The sequence below is a fragment of the Scytonema millei VB511283 genome (assembly GCF_000817735.3).
Classification (GTDB): domain Bacteria; phylum Cyanobacteriota; class Cyanobacteriia; order Cyanobacteriales; family Chroococcidiopsidaceae; genus Chroococcidiopsis; species Chroococcidiopsis millei_B.
This window is the reverse complement of sequence record NZ_JTJC03000002.1, coordinates 138,880-149,376: the sequence shown is the minus strand read 5'-3', so window position 1 is coordinate 149,376 and position 10,497 is coordinate 138,880. Positions and strand designations below refer to the sequence as shown.

Here is a 10,497-nt window from a genome sequence, read left to right as displayed (position 1 = left end):
AGCTTCTTGAACAAAAGCTACCATGACTGCAAAAATACGCGCTCAAATCTAATATTGCTAAGCTTCTTCAAATATGCGCGTGACTTAGAAGCAGTTTTATCTCTAGCGGGAGACAAACGGGCGATTTTGCTGGGACACAGCATGGGTGGCATGACCATACTTAGATTCTGTCGTTTGTTCCCAGAATATCTGATGATAACTACCTCTATGGTATGTGGTACGCACCAAGTTGCTTGCTGAGAATGGGAAGCAATTTATTTGCTGAGGATTGCGTCCGTATGGAACCACAACAACTAAGTCAAGAACTGCGTCAAGGACAAAGCCCCGATATGACTCGTCGGCGCTGGATTATTGGTTTATCTACGCTGGGTGGTGCAATGGGACAACTCGTTACACTCTACCAAACTGGAATCGTCAGCCACCTACCCGATCCTCCAGGACAACAGCTTTTTGATGCAGACCGCGTAGATGCTTCTAATTATGCCTACAGTCGCTTCAATTCGCCCGATGGACCCCTGATGACACTTAATTACGCCCTCACAGCCTGGATAGCTTCTGCTGGGGGTATAGACCGCGCCAGACGCAATCCTCTACTACCGATCGCAATGGGTGTTAAACTCTTATTCGATGGAGTCCTTTCGCTCGAACTAGCGCGGGAAGAATGGAGCGAGAACAAAGCATTGTGCGAATATTGCCAGGTGGCAACATTTTGTTCGCTGGTATCGATAATACTTGCCGCACCAGAAGTTATGGCTGCAACTCGAACTCTACTCGGTCGTCGCGAGGATGTAAAGGCAAGTAATACGCGGTAGTTGGTCATTGGTCATTGGTCATTTGTGAGTGGTTGATTTTGACTTTTGACTTTTGACCTTTGACTTTTGTTAACTTAATACGCTACATTGACCTTGATGTCGCAGTAAGTGATCGCATAGTACCAAAGCTACCATTGCCTCTACCATCGGTACAGCTCTGGGCAACACGCAGGGATCGTGTCTACCTTTGGCTGCTAATAGTGTCTCTTCCCCAGCATTTGTGACTGTCTTTTGTTCTTTGCGAATTGTCGCTGTTGGTTTAAAAGCAATTCGTAAAATAATATTCTCGCCGTTAGAAATTCCTCCTTGTACCCCACCAGAACGGTTGGTAACAGTGCGAATTTCTCCATTTTCATCTGTATAGTATTCGTCGTTGTGTTCGCTACCTGTCATCAGAGTTCCTGCAAACCCAGAGCCAATTTCAAAGCCTTTGGTAGCGGGTAAAGACATGACAGCTTTAGCTAAATCTGCTTCTAGTTTGTCAAATACTGGGGAACCCAAACCTTTCGGTACGTTTCGCGCCACGCACTCGACAACACCACCAACAGAATCGCCTTGTCTGCCAATCTGCTCGATCGATTCAATCATGCGATCGGCACATTCGGGATCGGGACAGCGGACAATGTTACTTTCTACCTGTTCTAGAGTTACGCTGCTGGGATCGATAACGCCTTCTAAATCTTTGATGCGCTTAACATAAGCAACAACTTCTACCCCAGCAACTTGATGTAAGATTTTTTTAGCGATCGCCCCTGCTGCAACTCTGCCAATTGTCTCTCTAGCTGAAGAACGTCCCCCGCCTTGCCAGTTACGAATCCCGTATTTAGCATCATAAGTAGCATCGGCATGGGAAGGGCGATACTTTTGTTGCATCTCGTCATAATCTTGGGGACGGGTATCTTTGTTGCGCACCAAAATCGAGATTGGGGTCCCTAGTGTTTTTCCCTCAAATATCCCCGACAAAATTTCGCAGCTATCAGCCTCTTTACGGGGTGTGGTAATTTTACTTTGCCCTGGTCGCCTGCGATCGAGTTCCCACTGAATTTCCTCCACGGAAATCTCCAAGCGTGGCGGACATCCATCAATGACGACTCCCACACCGCCACCGTGCGATTCGCCAAAAGTCGTCACCCGAAATAAATGTCCGAAGGTATTGCCCATGATGCTGTGTTGTGAGGAACTGTTGATTTTTGTATCACATTCTGAAGCTTTAGATGTAGGAGATTTTTTTCACTTATCAGCGATCGGTGATTAGTGGCTGGTGACTGGTGACTAGATGAAGAACTCAGATGCTAGCCACTAGCCACTACTCACTACTCACTAACTTGCGCTAATATGTCAGCGCGAGTTGACGGGGAGAGCGAAATGAGACGAGATCGCGATTTTGGGCAGGTACTAAAGGCTATTTGGCAGACACTATCTCTATCAGGGCTTTTGGCTATTACAGTTTGGGCAATGACACGACCTAATTGGGTGTTACGCGACAATCGGCAAGTGGCGATTGAAGGTAACAGTTTGTTGTCTAAGCCAGTTATTGTTTCGCGCCTAGCCCTAGCATATCCTCAATCGCTGCTGCAAATTTCGCCAATGGCGATCGCTCAAACTTTAGAGTCCTACCCTCCGATTGCCGATGCTAAGGTGGCTCGCCGACTCTTTCCTCCTAGTTTAATCGTCCAAGTGCAAGAACGCACGCCCGTAGCTGTAGCGATCGCCCGTTTGATTCCCAATAGTTCTACTCCCGACTCCAAAGCATCTGTTGGCTTTCTCGACTCGCAGGGTGCGTGGATTCCATTTGAATCTTACCCTGCCCAAGTCCGGCAGCGTCTCAAGCCTCAGTTAAAAGTTTTGGGTTCGCCAGAAACTTATCGCCCCTACTGGAGTTCCCTTTATCAAAAAATCGGTCAAAGCGGGATTGAAGTTTTGGAAATTGATTGTCAAGATCCACGCAATCTCGTTCTCAAAACTGAAATAGGAACCGTCCACCTCGGTCCTTATAGCGAACGATTAACCAAACAACTTCATGTTTTGGCTCAAATGAGTCCGATTTCAACTCAAATTAATTCTCGCCAAATTGCCTATATAGACTTGAAAAATCCTGCCGCTCCTTTAGTACAAATGTATCAAAAAGAGCCTGAGGAAAGCTCAGTCCAGAGCGTACCGACAAATCCAAAAATAATCAAAAGTAATCCACAGTAATTCCCACTTTTATGAGATGATTTGATGCTATATATTAGAAGTTTTTTAAACATGTATGAAATATGTATAAACAACTTAAATATATTTAGACATCCTCTGTAATTCTACTGAGGTAAATTGGAATCATCAATAAGCTGAGTGCAACTTGTCAGTAGAATCACGCTTGAATATAGATGGGTGCAGGCATTACCTTGCTTGCGGAGTAGCGCAAGTTGCAGCACCTATGTCAGAAAATCACTTAAGTATTAGAATTCCCACCACAGAGATGTCTATATTGGAGCAATACTGCAAAAAGCACCAAAGAACCAAAACTGATGTCATTCGCGAGTTTATTCGTTCGCTGTCACAAAATGTATCGATCAGATAGGGGGCAAGTATGAAAAAGATTGATTTTACTGGCTAGAGTTCAGTCATTCCACCGCGATCGCGGTGGAATAGCTGGATTTTTTGGCAAAAAGGTAAGGAAAAATTCGCTGATATCAGCAAAATCTCCGAAAAAAACTTCGATTTTGTTAAAAAATTAAGAAATACAAGCATTGCATTCGGTTTATTGCCCGATCGCGTAAAAATATACGGTGTTATTTACCATTTGTTCTAGACAAAGGAGACAGCTTTAAAGATGCCAACAATTGCCGCAGCCTCAGTTAAAACAACTTTGCAGCGAGAAATCAGCAGTCGCAATTGCTTTGTATCACATCGAGCAGTTTATACAGAACAATTTCAAGTTAACTATAGTGCATCCAATTATCTAATCTCTTTAAAACAGCAGTAGGCTCGCCCGTTCGCTGCCAAAGTTAGGTTAGCATCGATGCCTTAACTGAAATTGCTGAGGATAAGCCATAGGAAAACGAACCTATAGTAAACTCTTATCCAAATCGTCACGCTTAAAAAAAGTTGTTCGTATACACCTAGATTCCAATGACACTTAACAGTAAAATAGACGTTACCCTTAAAGCCTCCCAATCTCCAGGGCGGTCGAGTTTTCCATCAGGCATGAATTCGACTGGGGACTTCAACAGTACAGGGCTGCATCTCGGACAAAACTACATCAGGGAAGTTGCTACTGGGGAGGACAACTTGAGCGATAGCAATATTCTTCCGAGTCGGGTAGCGAATATCAAAGTTATCGGTGTCGGTGGCGGTGGTGGCAATGCTGTCAATCGCATGATTGAGAGTGGGGTGACTGGTGTAGAGTTTTGGTCAATTAATACTGATGCCCAGGCGCTGACCCATAGCGCCGCACCTAGAAAGCTACAGATCGGACAAAAGCTGACGCGAGGACTAGGAGCAGGTGGCAATCCAGCAATGGGAGAGAAAGCGGCAGAGGAGTCGCGAGATGAAATTGCTAACGCTATAGGAGAAGCAGACCTAGTATTTATCACTGCTGGGATGGGAGGCGGTACTGGTACAGGTGCGGCACCAACTGTGGCGGAAATCGCCAAGGAAAAGGGTATTTTAACTGTAGGCGTTGTCACCCGTCCTTTTGGTTTTGAAGGTCGTCGCCGTGCTAACCAAGCCCACCAAGGGATAGACGCACTGAAAGACCGAGTTGATACGATGATTTTGATCCCCAACGATAAACTGCTATCGGTGATCTCCGAGCAGACCGCGTTGCGAGATGCGTTTCTGACTGCTGATGAAGTTCTACGTCAAGGGGTACAAGGAATCTCCGATATTATCACGATCCCTGGGTTAGTGAATGTAGATTTTGCCGACGTGAAAGCAGTCATGGCAGATGCAGGATCGGCACTAATGGGGATCGGCACCGGCTCTGGTAAAACCCGTGCTAAAGAAGCAGCAAACGCAGCTATTTCTTCTCCTTTACTGGAGTCGTCAATTGAAGGAGCAAAAGGAGTCGTCATCAATATTACTGGTGGGAGCGATATGACGTTGCATGAGGTGAATATGGCAGCAGATACGATTTATGAAGTTGTCGATCCCAATGCCAACATCATTTTTGGTGCAGTGATTGATGACAAACTACAAGGAGAAATGAAAATCACTGTCATTGCTACCGGGTTCAATCAGGCTGATGCTCAACCAACTACCCCGACTCCAGGTATACCAATTGCTAAAAAATCCCCAACAGCACCAGCGCCGTCAACCCCATCAGCTAATGACAACAAAGAAAAACCTGGCTTGGATATTCCCGAGTTTTTGCAACGGCGGCGACCTTCACGTTGATGGAAATCGCGATTGCTTTTCTATGGATCGAATATATTCTTCTTGGTAGGGGCGCACAACTGTGCGCCCTTATCGGCGTAGCGTTTCAGGAAACTACATCTACAATTTAATTGGTTCGATCGCCAAAGTTTCCCCAGCAGCAGGTAGAAGTAATTGAGTTTTCAAGCCAGAAGCTGCTAAGCGATCGCTAAATTCTTCTACACTACCAATCGATCGAATTAACATCGGCAAAATTCCCCGAGCTTCGATCTCGCCTAAAGATGTAGGAACGAAAACGCGGGGATGCAAAGTTTGAATCAAATGCATTGCCTCTGTCGATCCCATAATCACCTGTCCCAGCAGTGGAAATACCTGTCCGATAATTGGGGCGATCGCTACATCTACCGTACCTTGAAATTGAGCTGTAACTTTCTCGGACTGGAACCAGTGAGGCTCATAGTAAACTGTCTCCCCACTCTCCACGTCTTTGAGAAAATAGCCATTTTCTACTTGACCTTGAACTGGCGCGCCTGTAACGGCGGTGATATTTAAAGCACCAAGAATCTCAGTTTGTCCCGGTGTAAGAGAACAAACGGCAGTATAACCCAAGCTCTTGACGATTTTTGCTGCTGTAGGCGAAGCTACCACCGGAATTTGACGATCTAATTTTTCTAACGTGGGCTTGTGACAATGATCGTCCAAACCTTGAGAAATTAAAATTAAATCTATTTTTGGTAATGTAGCTGGCGTGTAAACAAGTGGCTGGAGATGAGAAGCGGAAAATAGCCAAGGTTGCCCATAAAAAACTAACGGATCGACCAGCCACGGATCGATCAGCACTCTCAGCCCAGCAATTTCTAATAACCAGCTATTTAAATCGATTCTAGTCAGTTTCATACTTAATAGTTATCAGTTGTCAGTTGTCAGTTATCAGTTATCAGTTATTAAACGCTGTCAACTCACAATCAATAATTAATAACTGGCAACCCTCAACCGTTAGCTAATTCCCACTACGATCTCTGACTAGTTAATTCAGAATTCCGAATTCCGAATTCCTTACGCTCGCTTTGTTATCAACTTAGGCGACTCACTGGGTGAGATAGAGTTTTTGACTAAATTAGCCAGTTCTTGTAACTGACTAATTGCCTCTGCACCTTCCAACTTCATGAGTTCGCGATCGTCTCTCATTTCAGTCCAGGTAATACCGTAATCGGACACCAAAAACCGAATCAGATGATTATCTGCCAAACTGACCATAAATGAGGCACTGCTCATTTGTCCGCCGCAAGTATAACAAGAGGCAGGATATCCCCGCCGCTCTAGTACAATCGCCAAGGCTTGGAGGTTCATTACCAGATCTTGGACGTATTGTCGGTGTTGCTCTGCCAATCTCAGAAACACTTTTTTCCTCCAAACACCACATCTAATTGTAAACCTTTTTCGTTTTCTTTAGAATTTCTTTAGATTTTCGCTGCATTTTGGCGATCGCGATGAGAAATTGTAACATTTCTTTGCGATCGAATTCATCTGCCTCCTAGACGTACCGAACAGGTTACAGTAAAAGCGCCGCTCCTACAGTATTGAAACAATCTGTTTTAGAAAAATTCCAGATTGAATTATCTAAAGATTTATGCCTGCAACTTCTGAAAAATAGACGCAATAGATGTTAGAAACTAGGCAAGACTTCGCTCTCAATCGTAAAGGAATAAATTATGAAAACTATAAGGACAACTTAAGTATTTAGCTCGATCTAGCTGAATACTCTAGCTGTCCTCTTAATATCTCTGAATTCAGTTGTTTCACTCCTCGGTCTCAGGAGTGAGTTACTATTTGTATCCTAATCAACAGTTTGCCACCAACCAAAGGCGGGTCCAATAAATCGAATTGTGACCCAGGAAGCAACTAATAGTCCAATACCAATCCAACTAATGCGAGTACTCCACTGCGTAAGTTTCTGTGCTTGACTCTTACTCACGGGAAGCCAGGGAAAGATTTGTGCTTCTTGACCATACTTATCTCCCAAGGCAGCTTTACGACGCTTTGCTTCTCCCATAATCCACTTCCATCCAAAGCTATAAACCCCTTATTTCTGAATCATACCGTAGAAAGAGGGGTTAGGAGTGAGGAGCGAGGAGTGAGGGGGAGGACAAGGAAGACAAGAGAGCAGGGAGTAGGAAGACAAGGGAGAGCGCTCTCAAAAATTCTCCCTTGTGTCCTCCCACACTTCCCACACTTCCCACACCCCGCACCACTCTCTTTCCCTCACTCCTCGCTCCTCGCTCCTCACTCCTCTTTCGCAAACAAACTAGCATCTAAATAATTACATCTAGCCGAAGGGCTGAGAGCTGCAAGTACCTGCTGTCCGTAACTGCGGTGTAATACGCGACTATCTAGTAAAGCTACGACTCCTTGACGATCGCGCATAGGCGCGATCGCTCGTTGTAATTGATTTAAAGCCGCAGGTAATAGATAAAGAGCAAACCAGTCTTGACGCGATCGCTTATAGTATTCGACTCGACCCGCCACAATTGGATGCTCTAGAGATGGTATGGGTAATGTTGTAATAATTGTGAGTTGCGGTACTGGCAAGATACCTTGATGCTGCTGCCAAAAATCCCAACCGCTGACGAGAATGCTATTCTCATCCAAACTCGTTTTTTCTACCTGTACCCGCGAACCAAACTCTGCGGCTAATTGCGCCCCGATTTGCTGTTTTAAAGGCAAATCGCCAACTAAAATCATCGTTAATCCTGGCGATACTGTCACACCAATCGAAGCATAAATTTCTCGCATCAAAGCGGGTTGATATTGGGGGGTATTGGGTAAAGGAAAACGTTCTGGCGTGTAGAGTTGAATTGATTCGTTGTGGCGATCGCCAGCAAATTTCAAACAAGTAAGTTCTTCTGGTAAACCCAAGCGCTTGCGATAAGTCGTAGCCTCTGTTTCTCGATCTAAGGCACTACCCATGAAGACTACAGGCTGTCGAGTCCAAATTGGTGCAAGAGCCGAAGCCACCTCTGCGGGAGCGCAGTAGAGTGAAAATAAGCCTTGAGAGCGGTTTAGACTCATCCACAACAAGCAGTCTGGTGTTTGCGATCGCTGTTGGAATAAATACCAGTTTTTAGGTAATTGATAATTGGTAGTTGCTCCCTCTGCTCCCCTGCTCCTCTGCTCCCTCTGCTCCCTGCTCCCTGCTCCCTGGTCTCCTAGTCTAGTAAATAGCTCCGTCAAAATCTCTTGCTCCCCTGGGGAGATGAGATAGCTCTCGTAGGGGTTAGCTGGGTGTTGGAAAACGGCTTTTGTCAGTTGGACTCGCGCCTCCCGAATGACTTCTGCCCGATCGGGATAAGCTAGCATCAATTCGTCCCAGTTACCAGGATGAATGCTAACAGTTAGTTGCGATCGCGCCCAGTCTTCTAGATCGTCCACTCCATCAATTAGTGTCGGAATGTTGGGGGGAAAATCGCCCGTTCCCGCCCATTGAGCTTGCAGCCAAGCCGCAGGGGTAATGAGTAAAATACCTTGAAAATCGGGATGAATCCAGCGATCGCCGACGATAATACTTTTATTCGTTTGCAGCCATTGCTGTAGAGGCGGAATTTCTACTCGCAAGAGACGCTGTTGCACTTCCTCTGTTGCTACTATCACCGCCGGAGATTGCCAAAGTAGAGCTGGCGCTAGATAGCTCAGGCGATAACGTCCCTGATAGCCGCAACCAGCACCCACCTGAATCAAAGCACTACGTCCGAGCCGCAAAGCTCTAGCTACGAGTCGCGCCATCGTCAAATGATGCGACCATGCAGCTTCTGCCTGCGATCGCAGGAAGTTATGCAGGGAATAATGTACTTCTACTTCAATCACTGACTTCTATTCTCTACCTAGCGCGAAGTTATCATCCCGATTCCAGTCCTATTATGTATTTGTTAGCTACTTGTTGTCTGTTCTCCAACGACTGGCTTGGAGGTTTAACCCTCAGAGTCTTTATATTTTACTAACTTTTGAGGAGCGAGGAGTGAGGAGTGAGTGGTGCGTGGTGTGGGAAGTGTGGGAAGTGTGGAGTGTAGTGAGTGGTGCGAGTAGTAATATTTCTCCTCTGCACCTGAAGCCCCTCTGCCCCTCTGCACCTGGAGCTTCCTCTGCTTTCTTCCTCGACTCCTGACTCCTCAGTTTTGACTTTTGACTTTTAACTTTTGACTTCTTACTATGCCAACTTATCCAGACATTTCTTGCGAAACTTTTCGCCATCCGCTCGATCGTCAAGCGGAACAAGCCTTACGGAGTTTACCAGGTTTTGATTTGGTAGCGACACAATTCATCAAATTTTTCTACGAACGCCCCCAAATGGTCTATCACATGGGCAACAGCATTCAAGTGGGAGCGCGCCAGTATTCTAGCCTCTACCAAATTTTTCGCGAATGCGTTCGCGATTTGGATATTTCTCCAGAACCTATTTTGTTCGTGTCTCAAACTCCCGTCGTCAATGCCTATGCTCTCGGTCAGGAGGAGCCTAATATCGTTCTCAACACTGGACTGTTGGATCTGTTGACTCCTACAGAAATTCGCACAGTGATAGCACACGAATTAGGTCACCTCAAATGCGGTCATACAATTTTGATCCAAATGGCAACTTGGGTGATTTCCACGGCTAACTATATTGGAGCTAGAACTCTAGGGTTGGGAAATTTAGTCAGTAGTGGATTGGTATTTGCCTTCTACGAATGGAAGCGGAAAGCCGAGTTATCAGCCGATCGAGCAGCCTTGATGGTGATGGACGATCTTAAACCAGTCATGCAAACGATGATGAAGCTAGCTGGAGGTAGCATTCAGTACGGTCACGAATGCAGCTTAGACGAGTTTATCCGACAAGCAGAAAGATTTCAAGAACTCGACCAAGATAGCTTGAACCAAGTTTATAAATTTTTGCTTTACAATAACTTTCCCCAAAATTTGTTTCTGACGCACCCGTTTGCGGTAGAACGGATAACTTATCTGCAACAATGGGCAAATTCTGCTGAATATGGTCAAATTCGCCAAGGAAATTATTCGCGATCGCCTGCCCAAAACGCAGTTAACGTACAACCCGAATCATCCCCATCTGCCGCAACAGAGGATTTACGCCGTCAAATTGAAGAACTACAACGCGAGATCGATCGAATCAAGAAGAGGGGTGAGGAGTGAGGAGTGAGGGGAAGAAGAGAGCAGAGGAGCGTCAACCGTCAACCGTCAACCGTCAACCGTCAACCGTCAACTACCAACTACCAAGGACAAATTCTTTATAATCAAAGATTGCGTCCCTTTATCAGTGCGTTCCCTTTAGGAAAGTAGT

General features: G+C 45.6%; 12 protein-coding genes. 7 read left to right on the top strand and 5 right to left on the bottom strand.

Annotated features, from left to right (window positions below; translation table 11 throughout):
- The first annotated feature begins 6 nt into the window (after positions 1 to 6).
- Together QH73_RS27740 and QH73_RS08325 are read left to right on the top strand one after the other, a co-directional pair.
- The gene (locus QH73_RS27740; protein WP_201278050.1) at positions 7 to 240 is read left to right on the top strand and encodes an alpha/beta fold hydrolase; all 234 of its coding nucleotides are present in this window, start codon (positions 7 to 9) and stop codon (positions 238 to 240) included.
- A 2-nt stretch (positions 241 to 242) separates the two neighbouring features.
- Positions 243 to 812, top strand: a complete 570-nt coding sequence (locus QH73_RS08325; protein ID WP_236146944.1) for a vitamin K epoxide reductase family protein — start codon at positions 243 to 245, stop codon at positions 810 to 812.
- Positions 813 to 881: 69 nt separating this feature from the next.
- Here QH73_RS08325 and aroC read toward each other — a convergent pair whose 3' ends face one another.
- Positions 882 to 1,973, bottom strand: a complete 1,092-nt coding sequence (gene aroC, locus QH73_RS08320; RefSeq protein ID WP_039716788.1) for a chorismate synthase — start codon at positions 1,971 to 1,973, stop codon at positions 882 to 884.
- 204 nt (positions 1,974 to 2,177) lie between these two features.
- Between aroC and QH73_RS08315 the strand changes: the two genes are divergently transcribed.
- Together QH73_RS08315 and ftsZ are read left to right on the top strand one after the other, a co-directional pair.
- Positions 2,178 to 3,008, top strand: coding sequence for a cell division protein FtsQ/DivIB (locus QH73_RS08315; protein ID WP_052290277.1), 831 nt, complete (start codon positions 2,178 to 2,180; stop codon positions 3,006 to 3,008).
- 918 nt (positions 3,009 to 3,926) lie between these two features.
- Positions 3,927 to 5,192, top strand: coding sequence for a cell division protein FtsZ (gene ftsZ / locus QH73_RS08310; RefSeq protein ID WP_039716790.1), 1,266 nt, complete (start codon positions 3,927 to 3,929; stop codon positions 5,190 to 5,192).
- Positions 5,193 to 5,291: 99 nt separating this feature from the next.
- Here ftsZ and QH73_RS08305 read toward each other — a convergent pair whose 3' ends face one another.
- The 4 genes from QH73_RS08305 to QH73_RS08290 all read right to left on the bottom strand — a co-directional run bounded on the left by QH73_RS08305 (position 5,292) and on the right by QH73_RS08290 (position 9,032).
- Complete coding sequence (locus QH73_RS08305) at positions 5,292 to 6,068, bottom strand: MBL fold metallo-hydrolase (RefSeq protein WP_039716791.1); 777 nt, start codon at positions 6,066 to 6,068, stop codon at positions 5,292 to 5,294.
- Between the two features lie 159 nt (positions 6,069 to 6,227).
- Positions 6,228 to 6,572 (bottom strand): DUF1815 family protein, encoded by a 345-nt coding sequence (locus QH73_RS08300; protein WP_039716792.1) that lies wholly within the window; start codon positions 6,570 to 6,572, stop codon positions 6,228 to 6,230.
- A 436-nt stretch (positions 6,573 to 7,008) separates the two neighbouring features.
- The gene (locus QH73_RS08295; protein ID WP_039716793.1) at positions 7,009 to 7,224 is read right to left on the bottom strand and encodes a DUF2839 domain-containing protein; all 216 of its coding nucleotides are present in this window, start codon (positions 7,222 to 7,224) and stop codon (positions 7,009 to 7,011) included.
- A 230-nt stretch (positions 7,225 to 7,454) separates the two neighbouring features.
- Positions 7,455 to 9,032, bottom strand: a complete 1,578-nt coding sequence (locus QH73_RS08290; RefSeq protein ID WP_039716794.1) for a helicase C-terminal domain-containing protein — start codon at positions 9,030 to 9,032, stop codon at positions 7,455 to 7,457.
- A 151-nt stretch (positions 9,033 to 9,183) separates the two neighbouring features.
- On the opposite strand from QH73_RS08290, the gene QH73_RS08285 reads away from it, so the two are divergent.
- Genes QH73_RS08285 through QH73_RS08275 form a run of 3 tightly spaced genes read left to right on the top strand, consistent with a single transcriptional unit; the run spans position 9,184 to position 10,496 of the window.
- A complete protein-coding gene (locus QH73_RS08285) occupies positions 9,184 to 9,330 on the top strand; it encodes a hypothetical protein (RefSeq protein ID WP_165587644.1) in 147 nt (48 codons plus the stop codon).
- A 44-nt stretch (positions 9,331 to 9,374) separates the two neighbouring features.
- On the top strand, positions 9,375 to 10,349 hold the full coding sequence (locus QH73_RS08280; protein ID WP_039716795.1) for a M48 family metallopeptidase: 975 nt from the start codon (positions 9,375 to 9,377) through the stop codon (positions 10,347 to 10,349).
- A gap of 3 nt (positions 10,350 to 10,352) precedes the next feature.
- On the top strand, positions 10,353 to 10,496 hold the full coding sequence (locus QH73_RS08275; protein ID WP_165587643.1) for a hypothetical protein: 144 nt from the start codon (positions 10,353 to 10,355) through the stop codon (positions 10,494 to 10,496).
- The last annotated feature ends 1 nt before the right edge of the window (position 10,497 follow it).

What these genes read in the sequence shown, in the direction of transcription:
- QH73_RS08295 (WP_039716793.1), bottom strand. Translation starts at nt 7,224, where the DNA reads ATGGGAGAAGCAAAGCGTCGTAAAGCTGCCTTGGGAGATAAGTATGGT.
- QH73_RS08305 (WP_039716791.1), bottom strand. Translation starts at nt 6,068, where the DNA reads ATGAAACTGACTAGAATCGATTTAAATAGCTGGTTATTAGAAATTGCT.
- QH73_RS08325 (WP_236146944.1), top strand. Translation starts at nt 243, where the DNA reads ATGGGAAGCAATTTATTTGCTGAGGATTGCGTCCGTATGGAACCACAA.
- aroC (WP_039716788.1), bottom strand. Translation starts at nt 1,973, where the DNA reads ATGGGCAATACCTTCGGACATTTATTTCGGGTGACGACTTTTGGCGAA.
- QH73_RS08315 (WP_052290277.1), top strand. Translation starts at nt 2,178, where the DNA reads ATGAGACGAGATCGCGATTTTGGGCAGGTACTAAAGGCTATTTGGCAG.
- ftsZ (WP_039716790.1), top strand. Translation starts at nt 3,927, where the DNA reads ATGACACTTAACAGTAAAATAGACGTTACCCTTAAAGCCTCCCAATCT.
- QH73_RS08280 (WP_039716795.1), top strand. Translation starts at nt 9,375, where the DNA reads ATGCCAACTTATCCAGACATTTCTTGCGAAACTTTTCGCCATCCGCTC.